Genomic DNA, 21,476 nt, shown 5'->3' with positions numbered 1-21,476 from the left:
CGCGCGGGGCGTCATCGCGCCTCCTCGGTGAACCGACCGCCGGCCTCGGGGAGCAGATGGACGCCCCGCCACACCGTGCGCCGCGTGAGGCATGCGCGGGCGAACGCGACGAGGAGGAGAGCGTCGGCGAGGACTACGTCCACGACGAGCGCCCGCGCGCCGGACGTTCTGCCTCCGAGCGCCCTCGCGCGGGCACCCGTCGCGACGCGGGCCACCACAGTGAGACCAGCCGCGGTCAGCGCTCCGGGACCGCTCCCGGCAGAGCCGGCGAGCGCTGCGAGGAGCGCCGCGGTCACGATGAGGGGTGCGGCGCAGAGGAGCAGCGGGTAGGTCGGGAGCAAGTGGGGCCGCTGCGCGCGGACGACACGAATCCACCTTGCATAGCGTTCGATCACGGCTCCCCAGGCGCGACCCTGGGCGCGCGAGCGCGCCACGAGCGGCGCCACGGTCGTCTTGAGGCCCACCTCGCGCAGGCGCCGCGCGAGCTCCATGTCCTCGCCGAGGTGCGTCGTGAGAGCGCCGAAGCCGCCCACCTTCGCGAGCGCGTCGGTCCGGATGACGAACAGCTTTCCGACCATGCCGCTCGGGTCCAGCGCCGAGAGGAGCGGGAAAGCGTGCAAAGAGGCGTCGAGGACGGCCGCGGAGGCGCGGTCTGCCACCGTGGTCGGCTGGATCTCGATGGGCGCGGCCCAGGCGGCGCCGATAGAGTCGTCGGAGAGAGCGCCGACCAGCGCGTCGAGGGGGGCGTCCTCGAGGTCGACGTCGCTGTCGGCGACCACCACGAGCTCTTCTCCCCTAGGGGCGGAGGCGTGCGCCCTCGCGAGCTGCGCCGCCTTTCGGTTCGCGGCGCGGGCGTGCGTCATCACGGCGGACGCGGGTACTCCCGCGCGCTCCAAGACGTCGACCGCGCGGTCGACCGAGGGCGCCGCGGCGTCCCGCTGGGACTCCACCGCGAAGCGCACGTCCATGGCGAAGGCGCGGCGGGCGCGGGCCGTCGACGCGAGCGTCCGATCGAGCTCCGGCTCTAGCCCGGCGCATGGCCGCAGGAGCAGCACGCGCAGCGCGCTCGCAGGGCTCTGCGCCTCGCTCGGCCGAGACGGGCTCGAGGCCCCGCCGGCGCGCCACGAGCGGATCACCGCCCAGAGCGCGCAGCTCGCGTAGGCGAGCGCCCAGGCGAGGGCGAACGAGGAGGCGTCGTGGCTCATGCGCGGCCTATCTTGAACCCGAGGAGGAAGCGGACCCAGCTCTGCGCGAGGCGGTCGAGCGACATGGTCTCGTGCATCGCGACGACCGAACGCCCGGCGAGCCGCGTGTCGACCAACGTGCGGGCGTAGAACGGGCCGTCCTCGAGCTCGCGGTGCACACGCGGGCTGGCCCCCTCGGTGCGCGCGCTTCGGGGGAGGCGCCAGCCAGTGGAGGGGAGGGCCGCGGCCGAGACGACCTTCGTCGGCACGACGTTCGCGACGCCCCCGTCGCCGCGGCTCACCTCGAGGGCGAGGCTACGCTCCCGGCCGAGGCGATCGACCACGTCGTACGTGATCGCCGCGCGGTCGTCGTCGATCCGAGCGCGGCACCACGACCAGCGCGAGAACGCGCTCTCGAGCGGCGTGTCGCCCGCGTTCGCGTCGTGGTAGCCATGACCCGAGAAGCGGAGCCCGGGCTCGCTGAGCTCGACCTCGATGCGGCCAAGCGGAGCGACCGGCCACCAGGTGTGCTGGCCCGCCTCGTCGAGCGGGAAGGAAGCCTGCCCCACGCCGCTCGGGCGGAAGGTCACTCGCCCCTTCACTCGCTGAGGCACCCTTCGCGGGAACGGCGAGCTGAGCTCGTCGAGGTCGACGACGAGGTGGTCGCCGGCCTCGTCGCGCTGCCACCGCATCGAGCTTCGCCCCAGCGAGAGCGCGTTCGCCTCGCGGTCGGACTCGTCGATGCGCTGCTCGGTGAGGGCCCAGAGCCGCCCGCGGGGGCCGTAGACGGCGACGTTCATCGCGCAGAAGTCGAGGGCTCGCGCGGGGCCCCCCGCGGCCCGCTCGCGCGCATAGCGCGGTGAGAACGGGCTGCCGAGCAGCGCGATGATGACGATCGCGGTGGAGCCGTCCTCGCTTACGCCGTCCAGATAGAGCCACTGGTAGCCGCCCGCCGCGATCGCGCGGTCGAAGCGAGGTCCGCCTTGACGCAATCCGCTGCGAGTCGCCCACTCAAGGCCGCCATCGGGACTCCCGGGCCAGGGTGCACGCTCCCGCCCGCGAGATAGAGCCCCGGCAGTCGCGTCTTCGCGCCCTCCCTGGAGAGCGACGAGAGCGGCCCGCGCGCGCTCGCCCCGTAGAGCGCCCCACCCGTGCCCGGGAAGAGCCTGTTCCACTCGACCGGAGTCGTCAGTGCTCGATCGCTCACCTCGAGCGTCACTCCGCATCGCGCCATCGCCGCCGCCGTGATTCTCTCGCATCGCTGTCTCTCCTCGTGGGTCCAACGGTTGGGCTCGTCGCCCGTCGCAGGTGCGTTGACAATGATCAGCATTCTCTCGGGGGCGCCCGCCGCGCGCGGGTCGTCGCCGCGGTCCTGCGCGCAGAGGTAAACGGTAGGCTCGTCCGGCACGCGACCGGCCGCGAGCGCCTTGAACTCCGCCGAGTAGTCGTCCGAGAAGAAGACGTTGTGGTGGACGAGCGGCAGGCCGGAGGGCCGCGCCGCGAGCGCGAGCGTCACCGCCGAGAGCGAACGCGACCCGACGTCGGCGCGCTTCACCGAGCGCTTCGCAGCCTCCCCGAGGAGGCCGGAAGACAGCGCGGCCACGTCGGTGTTCGCGACGACCGCGGGCGCGTAGATGCGCTCGCCCGACGCGAGCACGACGCCCTCGGCGCGGCCCCCGCTCACGAGCACGCTCGCCACCTCGGCCCCGCAGCGGATCTCCACGCCGAGGCCCTCCGCCAGGCTGCGGAGCGCCGCGGCGAGCTTCCCCATGCCGCCCACCACGCGGTGCACGCCCTCGGCCTCGACGTGGGCGATGAGGTTGAGCGTGGCGGGCGCCTCGTAAGGCGACGAGCCGCAGTAGGTGGCGTAGCGCGAGAAGAGCTGCCGCAGGCGCGCGTCGCGGAAGTGGGAGTCCACCGCCTTCGCCATGGTGCGGTGCGCGTCGATGCGCGAGAGCGCCCCGAGCCCGAGGGTGCCGCTCTGCTTCAGGAGGTCGGCGAACGTCGGGCGCTGCGATCGGAGGAACGGGCCCTCGACGGTCTCGTAGATGCGCCGGGTGTAGTCGCAGAACGCGAGGAACCGCCGCGCCTCGTCAGGGCCCGCCAGGGCCCCGATGGCTTCGGCCGACCTCGCGGGGTCGGCGAACAGATCGAGCGTCGCGCCGCCGGGCCACGCGTGCCGCGCGAGCACTTCGGACGCCTCGAGGCGCACCGAGTCCGCGAGGCGGCGGCCAGCCACCGCGAAGAGCTCGTCGAACACCCACCGCATGGTGAGCACGGTCGGCCCTGCATCGACGTGCAGCCCACCGACCTCGACAGTGCGGAGCTTGCCGCCGGTCGCGGGAGCGCGGTCGAGGACGGTCACGGCGAGGCCGGACGCGGCCAGGTCGATGGCGCAGGCGAGGCCCCCTACGCCAGCTCCAATTACGAGAACCCGTTGTGTGGACGACTTCATGTGCAAACATTGTACATCGTAGCTTGCGGTTGTCCATGGTTGGGATAGGTTTTGTTCATGCCCTGCTCCCCGCGGCTCGAGCTTCACCCCTCCACCTCGCCGACCGGCGCGGCGGCCCCCCTCCAAATTCGGCTCCAGGCGCGCATCGAGAGCGCGCTCCGAGCGCACGTGACCCGCGGCGTGGGCCCGGGCTGCCCCCCTCGGCTCGCCGCGGCTCAGCTCCACGCGCTGTTCCCCGGTGGACAACGGCTGCGCCCTTCCCTGTGCTTGGTCGTCGCCCTCGCCGAGGGGGACGCGCGGCCGCGCGTCGCCACCGGGGCCGCCGTCGCGGTCGAGCTGCTCCATGCCGCGTCGCTCGTCCATGACGACCTCCCGTGCTTCGACGACGCGCCGACGCGTAGAGGTCTCCCGAGTGTGCACGCGCGCTTCGGAGAGCCCCTCGCCGTGCTCACGGGCGACGCGCTCATCGCGCAGTCGTTCGAGGCCCTGGGCCTTGCGATCGCCGACGCTCCGGGGGCGCTCCCCGCGCTGCCCGGGCTGCTCGCCGCGCTCGCGACGGCCGCGGGGACGACACGCGGCCTCCTCGCGGGCCAGGCATGGGAGTCGGAGCCCTCGCCACCCCTCGAGGAGTACCACCGCGCCAAGACCGCGTCGCTCTTCGAGGCGGCCGCGGCGATGGGCGCGATCGCGGCCGGCGCCTCGGCCGAGCCCTGGCGCGCGGTCGGCGAGCTCGTTGGCCTCGCCTACCAGGCCGCCGACGACGTACGCGATGCGGTCGGGGACGAGGCGAGCCTCGGCAAGCCCACCGGGCAAGACGCGGCCCGTGGGCGCCCCAGCGTCGTCCGGGCGAACGGGCTCGAGGGCGCGCGCCGCCGGGTGCGCGAGCACCTCGACGCGGCCGCCTTGGCGGTGCCGAGGTGCATGGGCGCGGTGCACGTCCACGCGTGGCTCGCGGCGTTCGGCGAGCGCCTCGGGGGCGTCTAGGCGCCGCCAACGCGGTGGGACGAGCCGCGGCGAATGGGCCTCGACCTCAAGCGAGGCCTTGGACCTTGTCGGTGAGGCGGGTCAGTGGATCCGGAAGGCGGCGCGCACGGTCACCGGGGTCCCCCGGAACGCGGGCACGCTCTGCGCCTGGAACCGCTCCGTGACGCACGCCGCGGTGGCCGCCGGGAGCGCGGGCGACTCCACGGTGACGCGCGTAGCCCGGCCCGAGGGCTCGTAGACCACGAGCACCGAGCCGGACAGGCCCATCGCGCCCGCCCTGCACTCCGCGAGGGCCGCGCGCGCGCGCATGACGGCCACGCCGATCGCGGGGCGGTTGAAGTCGGGGCTGACCACGACGTCGTCCGCCGAAGGGCCGGAGGCGCTCCGAAGGAGCTGCGCGTCGCGCTCCGTCTCGAGCTCTTTGCGCCCGGCGGCGCGCGCTTCGGCCACGCGCGCCATCATGCTCGCCTCGCGCGCCCGCGCGACCTCGGCCTCCAGCAAGGCGGCCGCCTCGGCGTCTTGCAGTCGCTGCTGGCCCCGCAAGATCACGCGGCCTAGCAGGAGCAGCGCGAGCGCCATCACGGCGAGCGCCGTGATGAGGACGGGCCGCGTCCTCTCGGAGCGCCTCGCGTCGGCGGCGTCGCGGAGCGACGACAGCTCGAGCTCGACGGCGCGTAGGCGCTCGCGGCCTGACGCTTCGGCGGCGGCGAGCTGCGCCTCGGCCTGGGTGGCGCGAGCCATCGCCGCGCCGAGCTCGTCACGGTAGGTCGACATTCGGGGTAGCGTAGCAGACCCGCGGACGCGTGAGACGCGGGCCCGCCGGCGCGCTAGCTTCGCTCCGTGGCTCGCACGACGAAGGCGCCTCGTGGCTCGGACCTCGCGGTGTTTGCCGCGTTTCTTCGGGCCGTCAACGTGGGAGGCACCGGGAAGCTGCCGATGGCCGACCTCACACGGCTCTGCACCGACGCGGGCTTCGTCGGCGTCACGACCTACATCCAGAGCGGCAACGTGGTGTTCGCGACGGCGATCCCGGCGGCCGCCGCGAAGGCGCGGCTCGAGGCGGCCCTCGCCGCGCACATGGGCGCGGGGAGCTTGGGCGCGCAGGTCTTCTTGCGTACGCGCCCCGAGCTCGAGGCGCTGCTCGACGCCCCGTGGATCGGACCTGCCGATCCGAGCCGGGTGCTCGCGTACTTCCTCGACGCGCCCGTCGCGCCGGCCGAGCTCGCGGCCATCCGACCGCCCGGCCGTGAGGAGCTCCGCGCCGCCGGCCGCGAGGTGCTCGTGCGCTACCCGGACGGCCTCGGCTCCTCGAAGCTGCGGCTGCCGTTCCTGGGGCGCGCGACGGGCAGAAACATGAACACTGTCCGAAAGATGGCCACGCTCGCCGCCGCCCTCGAGGCGACCCTGGCGGCGGGCTGACGCGGGCGTCGACTCGGCGCTTGCCACGCGCGTCGACACGCCCCAAGGTTCCGCCATGCCCGCAAGCGACGCGTGGAACGTGCTCCCGCATGGCCCCCTCGAGGCCCTCGCCCCGAACCTCTGGCGCGTCGAGGGTGAGCTGCCCGACATGCCGCTCAAGCGCGTGATGACCGTCGCGCGCCGGGACGACGGTTCGCTCCTCGTGCACAACGCGATGGCCCTCGACGAGACGACGATGCGCGCGCTCGACGCGCGTGGTCAGGTGACCGCGGTCATCGTGCCCAACGGGTTTCACCGTATGGACGCGCCGGCCTACGCCGCGCGATACCCCGAGGCGAAGTTCTTCGCCCCCAACGGCTCGCTCGGGAAGGTGCAGCTCGTCGTGCCGCGCGCCGCCTCGAGCGAGGCCCTCGTCGCCGACGCGTCGACGGGCTACGAGGTGCTCGACGGCTGCGGTGGGCAAGAGGGCGTGCTCACCGTGCGCTCGGGCGACGAGGTCACGCTGGTACTGAACGACGTGGTCTTCAACATGCCGCACGTGCCCGGCGTGAAGGGGTTCGTGCTCCGCCACGTCACGGCCTCGAGCGGAGGGCCGCGGGTCTCCAGGGTGGGCAGGCTCTTCCTCGTGAAGGACAAGCGCGCGCTCGGCGCGCACCTCGAGCGGCTCGCCGCGACGCCCGGTTTGCGGCGCGTGATCGTGTCGCACCACGAGGTCCTCGCCGCCGATCCCGCCGCCTCCCTGCGCGCGGTCGCCGCGTCCCTGTGAGCGCGGCGCGCCCGCGACGTGGCATCGCGTCCTGAGGCCCCCAACGCAGGCGCGGCGGACCGAGTACGGACACCTCGATGGAGCCACCGCGCGCGGCGACGAGGCCGACGCCATCGCCCGCGCGCAAGCGGCTCATCGGTCGACCTGGCGCCTACCGCTTCACGCGCGCGGACGACTCGTCGTGGAACGCGAACACCGGCGCCCACGCCGACCAGAGCGGCGTGGCCGGCAAAATCACCGGCTGGTATTGCCAGTCTGCGTGCACCGTCACCGTGTGGCCGTCGGTCCGAACGATGAAGTCGGCCTCGGTTATGGGGAGCTTGCCGCCCTGGATGCTGTCGGAGAGATAGGCGTGGATGACGCCCTCTTTGAGCCCCTTGTCCGCTTTGAACTGCGCGACCTTCTCGGTCATGTTCTGGATCTGAAAGTCGTACACGTAGGCTGGCGCGATCTTGAAGACGAGGTACGCCGCGAGGACGAACACCAGGAACTTCAGCGCCTTCTGCGAGCTCGGGCTCATAGGGGACCTCCCAGGGTAGCCCCCCGACGGACGGATTCAAGGCGCCGCCGCGTCCGCGCCGGGCCTGGTGCTGCGCGCCGTCGCAGAGCCCACCTCCGTTGGGCTTCGCGTGCGGGGGGCCATGGATTTCCCTGCCCCTGAGCTCAGAGGCCGGGCGAGCTCAGCGCGGTCGCGCGGTCTCGGTCTTCACCTCGCCGCCGACCCACCGGAAGTTGTCGAGGAGGGTGAGGGAGTCGAGCACGCCGTCGCCGGTGTCCCAGATGATGAACTCGAGGGTGAACTCTTCGCCGGGCTCCACGGGGGCGGTGGACGTGAGCCAGCCGGTGGCGCCGCCGGCGGTGCTCTTCTTGCTCTTCACGGGCGCACACCAGGTGTCCTCCTTCGCGAACCCCGTGCCGGCGAGCTCGGCCGGGCCACCCGGGCACACCGACGTGCGCGGCACGGCGTCGGGGGCGCAGCCCGTGTCGACGTTCGGAGTGCAGCGATCGAAGAAGCCGTTGTTCACGCTGACCGGGTTCTTCTGCGCGTCGAAGGAGATGTTGTCGGGGACGCCGCCGTTGAAGCCCTTCGCGGTGAGGTAGGCGATGAACGAGTCGTTGAAGTCCGAGCACACGAACGCCGGCCACTCGGACGAGAAGAAGTTGAAGTCGAACGCGATGCCCTTCGCGTTCGCGGGCGCCTTGAGCACGAGCTTCACGTCGATGACGTCGTTGGTCTGCGTGGCCTTCGAGGGGCAGCCCGCGGCGGGCTTCGGGAAGCCGGGGGGCGCAGCGCCGTTCGAGGCCTTTGTGGGGTGCAGATCGTAGGGCCCCCAGTTGTACCAGTCGACCTCCGCCTCGAGGAACGTCGGGGTGCCGTTCGTGCCGTTGTACTCGCGGGCATAGCCGGTGCTGATGACGCCCAAGCTCCCTCCCTCGCGGGGCTTGAGGACGCTGCCGTACTTCGGGAGGATGCCGTGCTGCGGGCCTTGGGGCGCGTCGTTGCGCTTGTAGCCCCGCGAGTAGGTCGCAGCGACGAGGCCGAAGCCCTTGGCGGACACGGTGTCGCACACGCCGATCGCCTTCGCGAACGCCGCCGCGTCGCCGTCGACCGCGAGGCCCTTGTCGCAGCTGGGTGGGTTGTCGACCTGACCGTCGCCGTCGTCGTCGCAGTTGTTGCCGGGGATCTCCGCGTGCGCCGGGCTCGGCGCGCACACGGGCGTGCCCGGCCCCCCGCCGGCGTCGCCGAAGAGCGAGCCGCCGTCGCCCGGCGTCACGACGCCCGGGCCGCTGTCCGTGCCGTCGGTGAAGGTGGTGTCACGCGGTGTCGAGCCGCACGCGGCGATGAGCGCCGCCGCGAGGGGCGCGAGCGCGAGGGGGCGGACCGGGCGAAGCCGCGCTGCGAGCGAGGCGTCGGTCGACCAACCCGGCGAACGAGGCGAACGAGGCGAACGAGACCGATGACCGGAGGGGGGGGCGGGGCTCTTCATGGCTTCTGGGGCGCATACTGACACGCCGCGCGCCGCGGGGAAGGGCTCGGACGGAGAAATCGGCGCGTGGGGTCGTCGCCGCCGGCGTGTGCCATCATGACGACATGCCCGAGAGCCCCACCGCAGCCGGCGGACCGTCCGGAGTCGTCGCCACCTTGAAAGCCACCCCGCGACGGACGGCCGTGGGAGCGCTCCTGCTGGTCGCGAGCCTCGCCGGGGCGCACCTCGTGGAGCGCCGCGGGGTGGATCGCTACGTCTCGTTGGATCGCGGCGCCGCCACGGTGGTCACGGTGCCTGCCGACCTCGTCGACCCGGCGCACGAGGGCGCCCTCGTGCACGTGCGCGGCGCGGCGCAGAGCGGCGTGGAGCTCGTGGACGAGGCGTTCGGCGTGAAGCTGCAGGCGCTCCGCCTGGTGAGGCACGTGGAGATCTACGCGTGGGAAGAGTCGAAGCGCGACGACAAGCGCAAGAACGAGAAGGGGGAGGACGAGACCGTCACGACCTATGTGTACACGAAGCGCTTCACGGAGAAGCCCGCGGACTCGTCGTCGTTCAAGGAGGCCGACACCCACAAAAACCCCGAGAAGTCCGCGTTCGCGGAGCAAGAGCTCGTCGCGAAGGACTCCCGCCTCGGGGCGTTCGTGTTGCCGAGCGATGCGCTCCGGAAGCTCACGAAGTTCGAGCCCGCGAAGGTCACGCAGGAGATGCTCTCGCGCTCGCCGCACGCCGCGCAGCTCCACGAGCACGAGGGGGCCGCCTTCTACGGGAAGGACCCCAAGGACCCGAGGGTGGGCGATCTGCGCATCTCCTATCAGATCGTGAAGCCCCAGACCGTGAGCCTGGTCGCGCGGCAGTCGGGGGGCACGTTCGTGGCCTATCAGCCGAACCCCGAGGCCGACGAGGTCGTGTTCTTGCTCGCCTCCGGAGACGTGGAGGCCAAGGCCATGTTCGCGGTCGCGAAAGAGGACACCTCGCGCCTCACGCTCGGCCTCCGAGGCCTCACGGCGCTGGCGGCCATCGTGGCGCTGTCGCTCCTCCTCGTGCCGTTCGCTTCGCGGCGGCCGTTCGTGCCGCGCTTCACGCGGGCCCCGCGCGTCTCCGCGGTGCTGATCTCCGGGCTGCTCGGCGTTGGCGCCGTGGTGGGCGTCGGCGGTGGCACGTGGGTCGCGATGCGCCCGCTCGTGGGTGTGCCGGCCTTGCTCGCGGCCGTCGGCTGCTTCGCGCTCGCGGGCGTCGCCGAGCGGCGCTCGCGCAAGGCGTGACGCCGCGCGCTACTTGATTTTTGCCCGCACCGTTCGTCGCGCCCCTTTGACGTGGGGCCCTGGGCGGGTGCAGACTTCGCGCATGAACACGCGCTCCTTGCTCGGTTGGTTCTTGGCACCGACGGCGCTGGTCGTCGCTGCGTCTCTGTTCGCGTGCGGCGCCCCGAAGCCGCCCGAGACCGGCGGCGATCCGAAGACGGACGAGCCCCCCAAGACCGACGACCCCGCGACGCCACCGCCTGCCGCGACGCCTGCCGGGACCAGCAAGAACACCTACGACAAGGACGGCACCGAGGTGGCGCTGAAGCGCGCGTCGCGCGCGGTGAAGGACTCGTGCGGCGACGCGCGCGACGAATCGGGCGCGGCCACCGGCCCGTGGGGCAAGGTCACGATCCACCTCGTGCTCGGGCGCGCGGGTCGCGTCAAGGAGGTCACGGTCCCCGCGAGTCACGCCGACAAGCCCGCCGGGCGGTGCATCTCGAACGCGTTCTCGGGGCTCGTCTTCCCCCCGTGGGCTGGCGACGACACCCCGCTCGACTGGGAGGTCGAGCTCGTGCAGCCCGCCGCGCCCGCGCCCTCGGGCTCCGCCAAGCCCGGCAAGAAGTAGTCGCGAGCCGATCGGAGCCGCACCGCTGAACGCGGAGCCGAGGACGGTGGCCTGGCCGCGGCTCGTCCGCCGTCAGGCGCGGGAGCGGATGAAGCCGACGAGGAAGTCGAGCGCCACGCGGTTCTGGCCGCCCTCGGGGATGATGATGTCCGCGAAGCGCTTCGACGGTTCGACGAACGCGAGGTGCATGGGGCGCACGGTGTCGTAGTACTGCTTGCGCACCGACGCGAACGTGCGGCCGCGCTGCTCGAGGTCGCGCCGCACCCGACGCATGAGCCGGATGTCGGCGTCGGTGTCGACGAAGAGCTTCACCTCGAAGAGCGCCCGAAGCCGCTCGTCGGAGAGCACGAGGATGCCCTCGACGACGATCACCTTCGCGGCCGGGACGAGCGTGGTCTCCTTCGCGCGGTCGTGCGTCGTGAAGTCGTAGCTCGGGCGCTCGATCGCGCGGCCCTCTCTCAGCGCGCGCACATGGCTCGCCAGGAGATCGAGCTCGAGGGCGTCGGGGTGGTCGTAGTTCACCCGCTCCCGCTCCTCCTGCGGCAGGTGCGCTTGCGGATGGTAGTAGTGGTCCTGCTCGAGGAGGACCCCCGCGCCCTCGGGCAACGCCCCCAAGATGGCCCGCGCGATCGTGCTCTTCCCGGAGCCCGAGCCTCCCGCGATGCCGAGGATGAGCGGGGCGTTCGGGGCGGGGCTCTGGCTCATGGCGGGGCTTATCCCATCCCCGATGGCGTCCGGTCAATGTCAGCGCACGGGCTGCCGCAGGACGACCTTCGCGGCCCGGGCGGCGTCCACGTTGCGTCCGGTCACCACGACCACGACGTCGGCGTCGGAGCCGGCCCCGGCACGCGCGAGCGCCGCCTGTCCGGCCTGCGTGGCGAGGGCCGCGACGCCCACCGCCGCGGAGCCCTCTACCACGAGCCCCAGATGCGTGTAGAGCGCATACATCGCCGCCTCGATCGCCGCCTCGCTCACGACGAGCGCGCCGGCGCACACGGCCCGCGCGCGCGCGAAGCCGCGCTCGGAGATGCCGCCTTCGAGGCCCTCCGCGAGGGTGGGCGGGCCCTCGAGGGTCGTGATCGCGCGGCCGCGCTCGAGCGAGAGCGCGAACGCGCAGGAGGCCTCGCTCTGAGCGGCGAGGACGGGCGGGCCCTCCCCGTAGGGCACCCCGGCGGCGACGGCGAGCCCGAGGGCGAGGCCGGTCGCGAGGCCCCCGCCGCCGATGGGCGCCACGACCGCCGCGGGTGGAGCTCCGAGCGCGCGCGCGATCTCGAACGCGAGCGACGCGCCGTTGCCCACGAGCACGTCGGGGTCGTCGTAGGGAGAGACGAAGGGCACGCCCTCGGCGGCAGCGTACGCCATGGCCTCGGTCTCCGCGCCGTCGTAGTGGATCGAGTCGGCCAGGCGCGGCTCGGCGCCGTACGCGCGCATCTTCGCGAGCTTCGCCTCGGGCGCGCCTCGCGGCACGAACAGCGTCGCCGTGAGCCCCAGCGCCTTGGCAGCGAACGCGACCCCCGCGCCGTGGTTTCCTGCGCTCGCGGCGACGACCCGCGAGAGCCCCGGCGTCCGCCGCCTCGCCTCGCGGAGGGCGAACAGCGCGCCGCGCACCTTGAAGCTCCCTGTCACCTGGAAGCACTCGAGCGCGAGGTGCACGCGCACGCGAGGCGCGCCAGGCGCTCCGACGAGATCGAACGACGGCGTCCGGGCCAGGTTGACCTCGCGGAGCCCGAGAGCGGCCTCCGCCCGGGCGAACCCCGAGGCCAGGGCGACGAGCTCGCGCTCCGGCAGCCATGGGCTGGACGGGCAGCTCGAGTCACGGGGGCCGCCCACGAAGCGCCCGGCCTCCGCGTGCGGCGGGGCGGAGCTCACGCCTGACTCCGCCTCGGCCGCGCGGTCATCGGCCGAGGGCGAGCCACGAGAGCGGCCGCCGGTAGGTGGTGATCATCTGCTCGCGCGCGAGCTCGTGCCCCATGCCCGGCGCGATGCGCACCCTGACGGGCACCTTGTGCTTCTTGAGCAGCGCGCCGACCCGCGTCGTGTTCGGGGCGACGGCGTCGGTCTCCCCCGTGAGCAGGTAGACCCGCTGCAGGTGCCCCCCGCCCGTTCCTCCGGTGAGCGCTGCGCCGGGCTCGGTCACCCAGTACCGGTCGCTCGCCGCGAGGATGAGCCACTTGCTCCAGGTCTTCTGGTCGAGGAGGCCGGCCTGCATGGCCACGAACGCCCCCTCGCTGAACCCGACGAGGATGTTGCCGTATCGGTTCACGCGGCCCTTGTGCTTGGCGCGGAGCGAGGCGAGCGCCGCGTCCATGACGGCCTTGCCGCTCTGCGCGTCGTTCATCCACGTGCGACCGCCACCGCCCGAGTCGCCGGGGGCCTGGGGGCAGAGCACCCAGCCGAACTGGGTGGCCACCTTCGCCCACTTGCGGCAGTCCTCCGCGGCGTTGCCGTTGCGCCCGTGCAGGTAGAGGATGACGGGCTTCGTGCCCTTGCCTCGCGCGCGGTAATAGAACGCGTCCGGGTGACCGCGGACCTCGAGGCGTGTGGGCTCGCCGACGGCCGGCGCGGAGGCGCGCGCCGCCGCCGAGCCCGGCCAGAGCGTGAGGGCGAGGCTCGCGACGAGCGCGAGGACCGCGGCGAGCGGGGGGCGCAGCGTGGGGAACGAGGACGCCATCGGAGGGCGGGTAGCATAGCGGAAGAGCCCCTGCGCGCCAGTCGCGCGCCGGGCGGAGGTCCCATGTCCCGCAGGTTTTGCGCACATGCGCCCCCTTTTCCTCCGATTCTCACGGGGCCCAACATGGATCCCATAAGATCCAATTCTTCGCACCTCCCGCGTAGTACTATTCGATACTTACGTGTGGCACGGTGCATGCTTAATGCTCCACGAAGTCAAATCCGAACGTCGGATCTACTTCCCAGTTTTTAGGAGGACCCATGAGCGTGGCAAACCTCGGACGTCGGGCGACACTTCTTCTCCTGCCAGCAGCCGTCGCGGCCGCCGTGGTAGCGGGGAGCGGCACGAAGGCCTCGGCGGACGAAGATCCGGCGGCGAAGAACGAGCGATGCGCGACGCGAGTGTCGATCGCGCTCCTGGGGAGCAGCCCCTCGGCCGCGCTCGCCACGAACCCGCAGGGGCAGATCGACACGCTCGTGTCGGACCCCGCGTTCATCGAGCGCTTCTCGCGCTTCCTGAACGCGAGCTTCAACAACGACCCCGGGGCCACCTCGAAGGAGGACGCGAGCTACCACCTCGCGAAGTACGTCCTCGAGAACAAGAAGCCCTACTCGGACCTCTTCGTCGGCCAGTACAAGGTGGACGGCGACGCCCAGGGGAACAACGTCCAGGTCACCGCCGACCCGAACGGCCTCGGCTACTTCCGCTCGCAGCCGTGGCTCCTCCGCTACGCGGGCAACGAGCTCGAGGGCTACAAGATCGTCACGGCGTACCGCATCATGCAGAACACGGTCGGGCTCGAGTTGGTGGCCTCCACGAACGCCCCCGGCGTCGACGTGAGCGCCGGCACCCGCACCACCAACCCCGGCTGCAAGGGCTGCCACGCCGACAGCTGGTACGCGCTCGACAAGGCCGCCCGCGTGCTCACCAAGGTCGTCCGCCAGGGCAACAACACGACCTTCACGCCCCCGACCGACGGGCCGCAGCAGGTCGCCGACAAGACCGTGACCAACGACAAGGAGCTCGTCGAGGCGCTCGTCGGGTCGCCGAACTTCGGCTTCAACGCCTGTCGGCTGGCGTTCAACTTCCTCTACGGCCGCCCCGAGAACGCCTGTGAGTCGAAGGTCTTCGACGCCTGCGTGACCGAGTTCAAGGCCAAGGGCACCATTCAAAGCGCCGTGGCGAGCGTCGCCAAAGACCCCGGCTTCTGCCAGTGAGAAAGGAGGGCGTGACCATGAAGCTATCGATGCTCTTTTTCGCGGTTCCGGTCCTCGCGGCAGTCGCCGCCTGCTCTGGCGGTGGCGATCAGCTCACCGGCGGGCTCGATCCCAACGACCCGAACAACCCGAACAACCCGAACAACCCGAACAACCCGAACAACCCGAACAACCCGAACAACCCGCCCGAGAAGACCTGCAGCGAGACGCAGACTTCGTACGTCGGTCTGGGCGGGGTGGCCCTCCACAGCACGCGCGCCGAAGCCGTCGCCGGCATCGACCGTGGTCGCTTCAAGCCGTACTCGGCCCTCGCGGACGAGTACAAGCGGGTGATGGCCCTGCCGGCCGCGCCCGACCTGCAGGGATCGGCCGCCACGTTCGGCCAGGCGCCGAACCGCTTCTACGCGGAGCCGAAGGCGAGCGCGGTGAACCTGTTCGAGGCCTACCAGGTCGCGTTCAGGCTCTGCGAGTCCAACCTCAAGGGCGCGACCTACGAGGCCGCGCCGACCCAGGCCGCCGCCGCCACCGAGTGCGCCACCTGGGAGCGAAAGTTCTGGAGCCGCGTCCCCACGCCGGCCGAGATCGACGCCTGCGCCAAGGTCGCCGTGACCGACTCGGTCACGGAGACCATCAGCTCCGGCCCCCGCACCACCACGCCGGTCCGCCGCTGGGCGTATGCGTGCGCGAGCGTCCTCTCTTCCGCGGGCTTCTTGACCTACTGAGCAGGAGCGAATCATGAGCAAGCTGAATCGACGTTCGTTCCTCAAGGCCGTTGGCATCGGCGCCGGCGCCGCGGTGGGCACTCGCCTCGCCGGGCCCGGCTTCATCGGAGACGCGGCGGCCCAGGTGGCCGACGGCACTCCCCACCTTCTCCTGATTCACCTTCAGGGTGGCTACAACGCCCTCTTCGGGAGCGCCGACTCCTTCATGGGTGGCACGTTCGGTGGCGTCACGGCCGGCAACACGTTCCAGGTCCCCAACGGCGGCCCCGTGGTCGACGCCTCCCTCGGGCGACTCCCCCCGATGGCCCGCAACAAGATCGTCTCGGTGGGCGTGTTCCACCGGCAGAGCGCGCACGGCGCCGCGCAGGCTGGCGGCATCACCGAGGGCGGCGCCTGCTTCCCGGTGCAGCTCGCGGCCGCGATGGGCGGCCAGGCGAGCATCAAGTGCGCCACCGTCGGCGGCGGCAGCATTCAGGGCATGACCGGCACCTCCGGCAACGTGTCGATCCAGAACATCGCCGACGTGCGCTCCACCATCGCGGCCCTCCAGGGCAACGACACCCTCCCCGACCGGGCGATCTCCGGTCGCGCCCTCGAGGGCTCCCAGGCCATGAGCGCCGGGCGCCTCGGCGCCAGCCCGAAGGGCCTCGAGCACCTGAAGGACGGCTACGACACGGTCACGGCCACGCTGAAGAAGGCGCCCGCGCCCTACGCGTTCGACCGCATCCTGCCTGCCTACGGCGTCACCGGCACGGCCGTGAACAGCTTCGCCGGGAAGATCGCCGCGGCCGAGCTCATGATCCGCTCGGGCACGAACGTCGTCATGGCGTTGGACGGAGGCTGGGACACGCACGGCGACCGCGACGGCAGCAGGGTGCGAGGCATGATGAATACACGCATCATCCCCCCGCTCATCACGTTCTTCGACCGCCTCTGGGTGAACAACACCGAGGGCATCAATCGCAACGTCGTCGTCTGCATCATGGGCGACTTCGCGCGCAGCGCGCCTGGCAGCGATCACGCCAACGGCGCGTGCGCGACGGTCATCGGTACGCGCACGAAGCCAGGCACTACCGGCAAGGTGACGAACACGGTCGGCTTCAACCCGAACCTCCCGAGCGGAAAGGGCCTCTACCAGATGTTGGCCGCCGCGCTTAAGGTGCAGAACTCGCCCTTCGGCCCGAACAACGCGCACGCGACGCTCATCGGCTGAGAAAACGGCTCCCTCCGACCCTCGACGGCCCTGCTCCTTTCGGTGAGCGGGGCCGCTCGCGTTTCGCCGCCGCACGGCGCCGCGCGGGCTGGCCGCGCCGCTCGCGCCATGGGAGAGCGGAAGACCCCCTCGTCGACGAATCTCCCATCGTCATCGCGCGGCGCTGCTGCTACGCCTAAGTCTCCCGCCTGTCTGACCCGCCTGCCATTGACCACGCTCATCCCCCGAGGATCGCGAATGAGAAACACGGTTTCCTTGACGCTCGTGGCCCTCGCCGGCGCGTTCCTGTTCGTGGCCTGCGGTGACTCGCCCGCCGATCCTCCGGTCGACCCCGTGAGCGATGCGGCTCCAGTGCCGTCGTCTTCGAGCTCGTCCTCGACCTCGCCCGACGCGACCCCGCCCCCTGTCGATGCGAGCGCGGACACCTCCACGCCGCCCGACGCCTCCAAGCCCGACGCGGCGCCGGACAAGTGCGGCGCGGCCGAGGCGAAGAAGTGCGCCGACGGTCTCGGGTGCAAGGTCGACGGCGACTGCGTGAGCCGCAACTGCAGCGCGCTCGTCTGCGCCCCTGCCACGTGCACGAACGCCAAGAACGACGGCGACGAAGAGGGCATCGACTGCGGCGGAACCAAGTGCAAGAAGTGCGACGGCGCGACCTGCGCGGCTGGCCCCGAGTGCACGAGCGGCGTCTGCTTCCTGAACAAGTGCGCGCCTCCGGGGACGAAGACCTGCGGCGTCGGGCTGCCCACGCTCTGCGCCGACGCCGCGCCCTGCCAGGCCGATCTCGACTGCACGAGCGACGTGTGCGAGGCGCGCGTCTGTGTCCCCGTCACCGACGCGGCCCACCGGGACGGGCGCAGGAACGCAGGCGAGACCGGCGTCGACTGCGGCGGCTCCTACAAGGCCACGGCGGTGTGCCCGCAAGGTGGCGGCTGCGTCGACGCGACCGACTGCGAGGCGGCCGTCTGCGCGGCCGGAGTGTGCGGCGCCCCCACCCGGGTCGACGGCAAGCTCTCCCCCTCGCTCGGCGAGACCGACATCGACTGCGGCGGCACGATGGCCGATACCCTCGGCAACCCCGCCAAGAAGTGCGTGTCTGCGAAGGCGTGCAAAGTGGCCGGCGACTGCGACAGCGGCTTCTGCACCGCCCTCGTGTGCGAGCCGCGGAAGGCCGGCCGGAAAGACGGCGACGAGAGCGACATCGACTGCGGCGGGAGCGTCGACCCGGACCTCGGCACGGCGGCGCCGCGGTGTGACGACGCGCTGGCTTGCGGTGCGGACTCCGACTGCGCCTCGTCCGTCTGCTACGGCGCCGTGTGCATCGGCGGCCAGTCGTGCGCGACGGCGGCCACGTCGGGCATCACCACCTGCGGCCTCAAGGAGTCTCACCTGGCTGCGCGCGTGCACGAGAGCTGCTGCCGGTCGCTCCCGGTGCCTGGTGTGGGCATCCGCGTCGGCAAGTACGAGGTCACCTCGGGCCGCGTGCGCCAGTTCATCACCGCGGTGGGGCCGAACCTCCGCGCCTGGGCGGCGGCGGAGATCGCGGGGGCCACGGCGATCGGTGCGCGCCTCGAGCGCCAGCTGCCCACGAACGTGCGAGACCTGCTCCCGGCGGCGGCCACCTCGGGCCCGATGAACCTCGCGATCCAGCTCGGCGCGGGCGTCATGGACAAGCGCACGCCGAGCATGGCGCAGGGTTGCTACAACGGGCCCGACGCTTACGGTCACGCGACCTACTGGCAGCCGCGCGCGACGCTCCAGGCCCTGTATGGCGCGAGCTTCCCGGCGCGCCGCTTCACGCAGGCCCAGTACGACGAGAAGCCGATGAACTGCGCGCCCAACTGGATCTACGCGGCGTTCTGCGCGTGGGACGGCGGGCGCCTGCCGACGCGGGCGGAGTACGTGGCCCTCTGGGGGGCGCAGAGCTACCCGTGGGGCGAGACCCGCTACCCCACCCGCGGAGTCGTGGACTACGAGCAGACGGTCAACTGGGGGAACGCCATCCCCAACAAGGTCCCGGATCAGGGCCAGTACTTCTATCGCCACGTCGCTGGCAGCACGAACGCCTATGGCAACGGCGCGGATGTCGCCGGGTACATCGCGTCGCCAGGCCGCTTCCCGCTCGATCTCACCTCGCTGCGCACGGCCGCCGACGAGGGCTGGATGGACATCGGCGCGAACCTCATGGAGATGACCGAGGCCGAGCCCGGCACTGGCATCTTCTGTGACTTCGGGCCCCGCGGCCCGGGCGACGTCACCTCGGCGTCGTGCGTCTACAACCCACCGGACGGCGGGGCCCCAGAGAACGGCGTCCTCCGCGTCGCGAGCGGCATGGGCCGCAGCGTGTGGCAAGGCGGGAGCTACGAGGGGCACCACACCTTCGAGGTCGATCACGTGCAACCGTTCCGCCGCGAGGGCTACGCGAGCGCGAACCAGTTCACCCTGCCCACGCAATACGGCAAGACCGGCTTCCGCTGCGCGTACGATCCCTAGTCCCCTGGAAGCGTGATCCCTTCCAGAAGTCGCCCGGCTCGGCCTTTCGCCACAAGGTCGGCGTTCTCGCGCGGTCACACCCGAAACCACTGTCCCCTGAGCGCAAAGCGCCGCCTCCACCGCGCGGAACGACGACCGAGTTGAGGACGGGCCCGCCGCCGCCGAAAACGGGGCACCCCATCGCTCCTCGGGATGACACCGAAGACCGGACTTCTGACACGAACCACGACTCCAGGGGACTAGCTAGTCTCCTGGAAGCGTGATCCCTTCGAGAAGTCGCGCGGCTCGGCCTTTCGCCACAAGGGAGCGAGGGGCTAGGTGCTGCGGCAGGAGTCGACGTAGCGGCTCGCCCTGTTTTCCGGCGTGATCTCGGAGTAGCCGCTGCCCGGTAGGTCGTCGTTCACGCTCACCGTGAGCTCGATCGGGCGAGCCGCGCGCGCCTCCCGACTCGCGAGCATGAGCGCGAGCATGAGCGCGAGCGGGGGCGAGTGTCCGCTCCTCGCGTACGACGAGCGGACAGCCCCGTACGCATTTCGTACAGCCATAGCGCCGCCCCTCCGACTCTGGAGGCCGGAACCCGGCGCCCGTCGCTCCGGCTCGGGACTTGCTTCTGGCCTCGACGAAGGAGTATTCAATGCAGAGAAGGAGCCCACTTCGCGTTCCGGCGTGGACCTGGTCGCGCTCGCCGAAGCTCGCGCGGAGCTCTTGCGGCCTGCTGCGCGCTTGGTTGGAGTCACCCTCGACGTGACCGGTCAGGGGCGAGCCGTCGTGAACGCCGACGACATCGGGCGAGCTCTCGAGAACTTGATGCGGAACGCCGTCGAAGCGAGCCCGCGGGGCGCCCGTGTCGAGGTCGCGGTGGAGCAGGGCTCCGCCGGAGCGCGCGTGTCGATCCGGGATTGGGGCCCGGGAGTCGACCAACAGGCCGAGCCATGCCTCTTCGAGCCGTTCTTCACCCAGAAGGCCGAAGGGACGGGCCTCGGTCTCGTGCTGTCCAGGGCCACCGCTCGCGCGCACGGGGGGGATCTCCGCTTCGAGCGTCGAGTCGACGGCGCCTGCTTCGTCTTGTCTCTTCCCGAGGACTCGGCATGATCACGCCACAGATTCTGGTAATCGATGACGATCAGACCATCCGTGAGGCGCTGGTAGCGGCCTTCGAGGACGCAGGGTACGGCGCAAGCTCGCTCCCCGGAGTCGCGGGCGCGCGTGAGCGCATCGCCGCGGACAAGCCGGAGCTCGTGTTCCTGGACGTACGATTGAAGGACGGGGACGGCATCGAGCTGCTCGCGGTCCTTCGCGCGGAGTTTCCTCAGCTGCCCGTGGTCATCGCGACAGCCTATGGCGACAGCGATCGCACGATCCGCGCGATGAAGCTCGGAGCGTTCGACTACGTGACCAAGCCGTTCGATCTGGACGCGCTGCTCGCGCTGGTCGCCCGTGCGGTGCGGGCTCCGCGCGTGGGCAGGAAACTCGAGGCGCCCACGTCGGAGAGCGCCTTCGTCGGCTCGAGCCCGGGAATGTTGGAGGTTTGGAAGACCATTGGTCGGGCAGCGGGAGGCGATGCGCCGGTTCTCGTGACGGGCGAGAGCGGCGTTGGCAAGGAGCTGGTCGCGAGGGCCATTCACGAGCACGGCTCGCGGTCGGGTGCGTTCGTCGCCGTGAACGTCGCGGCGCTGCCGCCTTCCCTCGTAGAGAGCGAGCTCTTCGGGCACGAGCGAGGGGCCTTCACCGGGGCGAGCACGCGCCGCGCGGGTCGCTTCGAGCTGGCCTCCGAAGGCACACTCTTCTTGGACGAGATCGGAGACCTTCCGCCGTCGCTGCAGACCAAGCTGCTCAGGGTGCTGGAGGATGGCCGCTTCGAGCGAGTGGGGGACTCCACATCGATTGTCTCGCGCGCGCGGATCGTCGCGGCGACATCTAGGCCGGTCGCGCCCAAGTCCGAGGGCAGCACCATGCGCGAAGACCTCTACTATCGGCTGGGGGTGGTCACCATTCACGTCCCTCCTCTGCGCGAACGTCTCCAAGACGTGCCGCTGCTCGTCGATTCTTTCCTACGACGCTGGAGCGGCCCACGGAGAGCCCTGTCGGAGAGCGCGATGGACCGATTGCTCGCCTATTCCTGGCCCGGGAACGTCAGGCAGCTCAAGCACGTCTTGGAGAGCTCTCTAGTGCTCGCCTCCTCCGAGGTGCTCGACGCGGACGATCTCCGTCTCCCGGAGGAGTCGCCGTCGCCTGCCCCTGCCGTTCCCGGCGCGCTGCCTCCGCAGGCGCCGGAAGACCTCGACCTGCGCGCCAATCTCGAGCGGCTCGAGCGAAAGCTGATCGAGCGAGCGCTGGAGGTCGCCAAGGGGAATCGAGCGCTCGCAGCGCGCCTCCTCGGCATTCGTCGCGCGCTTCTATACGACCGAATGCGACATTTTGGGAGTTTCGGTAGTCGCTCTGAGTAGGTATTCGCTCGCGTTCGACTCTGGCGCATGTGGGACGCGACCTGCCAC

Annotated in this window: 21 protein-coding genes; 11 read left to right on the top strand and 10 right to left on the bottom strand. The window is 71.5% G+C overall.

Translation table 11 applies throughout. The features are described from left to right. Positions 1–11: 11 nt before the first annotated feature. From IPQ09_02825 to crtI, 3 genes are read right to left on the bottom strand one after another with little or no spacing between them, the layout of a single operon-like run. Positions 12–1,205 (bottom strand): glycosyltransferase, encoded by a 1,194-nt coding sequence (locus IPQ09_02825; protein MBL0193157.1) that lies wholly within the window; start codon positions 1,203–1,205, stop codon positions 12–14. After that, entirely contained in the window at positions 1,202–2,176 is a 975-nt protein-coding gene (locus IPQ09_02820; protein ID MBL0193156.1) for a carotenoid 1,2-hydratase, read from the bottom strand. Before IPQ09_02820 ends, IPQ09_02825 begins: the two co-directional genes overlap by 4 nt. Next, a complete protein-coding gene (gene crtI, locus IPQ09_02815) occupies positions 2,101–3,639 on the bottom strand; it encodes a phytoene desaturase (GenBank protein MBL0193155.1) in 1,539 nt (512 codons plus the stop codon). The genes IPQ09_02820 and crtI overlap by 76 nt, the downstream gene beginning before the upstream one ends. Positions 3,640–3,696: 57 nt before the next feature. Between crtI and IPQ09_02810 the strand changes: the two genes are divergently transcribed. Further along, a complete protein-coding gene (locus IPQ09_02810) occupies positions 3,697–4,623 on the top strand; it encodes a polyprenyl synthetase family protein (protein ID MBL0193154.1) in 927 nt (308 codons plus the stop codon). An 81-nt stretch (positions 4,624–4,704) separates the two neighbouring features. On the opposite strand, the gene IPQ09_02805 is transcribed toward IPQ09_02810, so the two are convergent. Further along, positions 4,705–5,397, bottom strand: coding sequence for a hypothetical protein (locus tag IPQ09_02805; protein ID MBL0193153.1), 693 nt, complete (start codon positions 5,395–5,397; stop codon positions 4,705–4,707). A 66-nt stretch (positions 5,398–5,463) separates the two neighbouring features. On the opposite strand from IPQ09_02805, the gene IPQ09_02800 reads away from it, so the two are divergent. Both IPQ09_02800 and IPQ09_02795 read left to right on the top strand, forming a co-directional pair. Continuing rightward, entirely contained in the window at positions 5,464–6,042 is a 579-nt protein-coding gene (locus IPQ09_02800; protein ID MBL0193152.1) for a DUF1697 domain-containing protein, read from the top strand. A 55-nt stretch (positions 6,043–6,097) separates the two neighbouring features. Then, positions 6,098–6,808, top strand: coding sequence for a hypothetical protein (locus tag IPQ09_02795; protein ID MBL0193151.1), 711 nt, complete (start codon positions 6,098–6,100; stop codon positions 6,806–6,808). A gap of 151 nt (positions 6,809–6,959) precedes the next feature. On the opposite strand, the gene IPQ09_02790 is transcribed toward IPQ09_02795, so the two are convergent. Continuing rightward, positions 6,960–7,328, bottom strand: coding sequence for a hypothetical protein (locus IPQ09_02790; protein ID MBL0193150.1), 369 nt, complete (start codon positions 7,326–7,328; stop codon positions 6,960–6,962). Between the two features lie 160 nt (positions 7,329–7,488). Beyond that, positions 7,489–8,796 (bottom strand): choice-of-anchor L domain-containing protein, encoded by a 1,308-nt coding sequence (locus IPQ09_02785; protein ID MBL0193149.1) that lies wholly within the window; start codon positions 8,794–8,796, stop codon positions 7,489–7,491. Between the two features lie 104 nt (positions 8,797–8,900). Here IPQ09_02785 and IPQ09_02780 point away from each other — a divergent pair, with 104 nt between their 5' ends. Together IPQ09_02780 and IPQ09_02775 are read left to right on the top strand one after the other, a co-directional pair. Beyond that, entirely contained in the window at positions 8,901–10,058 is a 1,158-nt protein-coding gene (locus tag IPQ09_02780) for a TMEM43 family protein (GenBank protein ID MBL0193148.1), read from the top strand. Positions 10,059–10,140: 82 nt separating this feature from the next. Then, positions 10,141–10,665 carry a hypothetical protein gene (locus IPQ09_02775; protein ID MBL0193147.1) on the top strand — a complete coding sequence of 175 codons (525 nt, stop codon included), beginning with the start codon at positions 10,141–10,143 and terminating at the stop codon, positions 10,663–10,665. A 72-nt stretch (positions 10,666–10,737) separates the two neighbouring features. Here the strand turns inward: IPQ09_02775 and udk are convergent, their stop codons facing one another. From udk to IPQ09_02760, 3 genes are read right to left on the bottom strand one after another with little or no spacing between them, the layout of a single operon-like run. Then, complete coding sequence (udk, locus tag IPQ09_02770) at positions 10,738–11,370, bottom strand: uridine kinase (GenBank protein ID MBL0193146.1); 633 nt, start codon at positions 11,368–11,370, stop codon at positions 10,738–10,740. 39 nt (positions 11,371–11,409) lie between these two features. Next, positions 11,410–12,534 carry a pyridoxal-phosphate dependent enzyme gene (locus IPQ09_02765; GenBank protein ID MBL0193145.1) on the bottom strand — a complete coding sequence of 375 codons (1,125 nt, stop codon included), beginning with the start codon at positions 12,532–12,534 and terminating at the stop codon, positions 11,410–11,412. A 25-nt stretch (positions 12,535–12,559) separates the two neighbouring features. Then, positions 12,560–13,336 (bottom strand): hypothetical protein, encoded by a 777-nt coding sequence (locus IPQ09_02760; protein ID MBL0193144.1) that lies wholly within the window; start codon positions 13,334–13,336, stop codon positions 12,560–12,562. A gap of 260 nt (positions 13,337–13,596) precedes the next feature. Between IPQ09_02760 and IPQ09_02755 the strand changes: the two genes are divergently transcribed. From IPQ09_02755 to IPQ09_02740, 4 genes are all read left to right on the top strand, one after another. After that, complete coding sequence (locus IPQ09_02755; GenBank protein MBL0193143.1) at positions 13,597–14,553, top strand: hypothetical protein; 957 nt, start codon at positions 13,597–13,599, stop codon at positions 14,551–14,553. 17 nt (positions 14,554–14,570) lie between these two features. Next, positions 14,571–15,275: a hypothetical protein gene (locus IPQ09_02750; GenBank protein MBL0193142.1), complete on the top strand. Its 705-nt coding sequence runs from the start codon at positions 14,571–14,573 to the stop codon at positions 15,273–15,275. A gap of 13 nt (positions 15,276–15,288) precedes the next feature. Then, on the top strand, positions 15,289–16,488 hold the full coding sequence (locus IPQ09_02745) for a DUF1501 domain-containing protein (protein MBL0193141.1): 1,200 nt from the start codon (positions 15,289–15,291) through the stop codon (positions 16,486–16,488). Between the two features lie 237 nt (positions 16,489–16,725). Continuing rightward, positions 16,726–18,981, top strand: coding sequence for a hypothetical protein (locus tag IPQ09_02740; GenBank protein MBL0193140.1), 2,256 nt, complete (start codon positions 16,726–16,728; stop codon positions 18,979–18,981). Between the two features lie 314 nt (positions 18,982–19,295). Here IPQ09_02740 and IPQ09_02735 read toward each other — a convergent pair whose 3' ends face one another. Continuing rightward, entirely contained in the window at positions 19,296–19,526 is a 231-nt protein-coding gene (locus tag IPQ09_02735; GenBank protein MBL0193139.1) for a hypothetical protein, read from the bottom strand. 121 nt (positions 19,527–19,647) lie between these two features. Between IPQ09_02735 and IPQ09_02730 the strand changes: the two genes are divergently transcribed. Then, entirely contained in the window at positions 19,648–20,073 is a 426-nt protein-coding gene (locus tag IPQ09_02730; protein ID MBL0193138.1) for an ATP-binding protein, read from the top strand. After that, entirely contained in the window at positions 20,070–21,428 is a 1,359-nt protein-coding gene (locus tag IPQ09_02725; GenBank protein MBL0193137.1) for a sigma-54-dependent Fis family transcriptional regulator, read from the top strand. The genes IPQ09_02730 and IPQ09_02725 overlap by 4 nt, the downstream gene beginning before the upstream one ends. Positions 21,429–21,476: the final 48 nt, after the last annotated feature.

It is taken from the genome of Myxococcales bacterium (assembly GCA_016720545.1).
Taxonomy (GTDB): domain Bacteria; phylum Myxococcota_A; class Polyangia; order Polyangiales; family Polyangiaceae; genus JAAFHV01.
This window is presented reverse-complemented; position numbering and strand designations above follow the sequence as displayed.

Excerpts from the sequence above, each read along its gene's own strand:
- IPQ09_02825 (MBL0193157.1), bottom strand. The coding sequence starts at position 1,205 with ATGAGCCACGACGCCTCCTCGTTCGCCCTCGCCTGGGCGCTCGCCTAC.
- crtI (MBL0193155.1), bottom strand. The coding sequence starts at position 3,639 with ATGAAGTCGTCCACACAACGGGTTCTCGTAATTGGAGCTGGCGTAGGG.
- IPQ09_02810 (MBL0193154.1), top strand. The coding sequence starts at position 3,697 with ATGCCCTGCTCCCCGCGGCTCGAGCTTCACCCCTCCACCTCGCCGACC.
- IPQ09_02805 (MBL0193153.1), bottom strand. The coding sequence starts at position 5,397 with ATGTCGACCTACCGTGACGAGCTCGGCGCGGCGATGGCTCGCGCCACC.
- IPQ09_02795 (MBL0193151.1), top strand. The coding sequence starts at position 6,098 with ATGCCCGCAAGCGACGCGTGGAACGTGCTCCCGCATGGCCCCCTCGAG.
- IPQ09_02790 (MBL0193150.1), bottom strand. The coding sequence starts at position 7,328 with ATGAGCCCGAGCTCGCAGAAGGCGCTGAAGTTCCTGGTGTTCGTCCTC.
- IPQ09_02785 (MBL0193149.1), bottom strand. The coding sequence starts at position 8,796 with ATGAAGAGCCCCGCCCCCCCCTCCGGTCATCGGTCTCGTTCGCCTCGT.
- IPQ09_02780 (MBL0193148.1), top strand. The coding sequence starts at position 8,901 with ATGCCCGAGAGCCCCACCGCAGCCGGCGGACCGTCCGGAGTCGTCGCC.
- IPQ09_02775 (MBL0193147.1), top strand. The coding sequence starts at position 10,141 with ATGAACACGCGCTCCTTGCTCGGTTGGTTCTTGGCACCGACGGCGCTG.
- udk (MBL0193146.1), bottom strand. The coding sequence starts at position 11,370 with ATGAGCCAGAGCCCCGCCCCGAACGCCCCGCTCATCCTCGGCATCGCG.
- IPQ09_02760 (MBL0193144.1), bottom strand. The coding sequence starts at position 13,336 with ATGGCGTCCTCGTTCCCCACGCTGCGCCCCCCGCTCGCCGCGGTCCTC.
- IPQ09_02755 (MBL0193143.1), top strand. The coding sequence starts at position 13,597 with ATGAGCGTGGCAAACCTCGGACGTCGGGCGACACTTCTTCTCCTGCCA.
- IPQ09_02750 (MBL0193142.1), top strand. The coding sequence starts at position 14,571 with ATGAAGCTATCGATGCTCTTTTTCGCGGTTCCGGTCCTCGCGGCAGTC.
- IPQ09_02745 (MBL0193141.1), top strand. The coding sequence starts at position 15,289 with ATGAGCAAGCTGAATCGACGTTCGTTCCTCAAGGCCGTTGGCATCGGC.
- IPQ09_02740 (MBL0193140.1), top strand. The coding sequence starts at position 16,726 with ATGAGAAACACGGTTTCCTTGACGCTCGTGGCCCTCGCCGGCGCGTTC.
- IPQ09_02735 (MBL0193139.1), bottom strand. The coding sequence starts at position 19,526 with ATGGCTGTACGAAATGCGTACGGGGCTGTCCGCTCGTCGTACGCGAGG.
- IPQ09_02725 (MBL0193137.1), top strand. The coding sequence starts at position 20,070 with ATGATCACGCCACAGATTCTGGTAATCGATGACGATCAGACCATCCGT.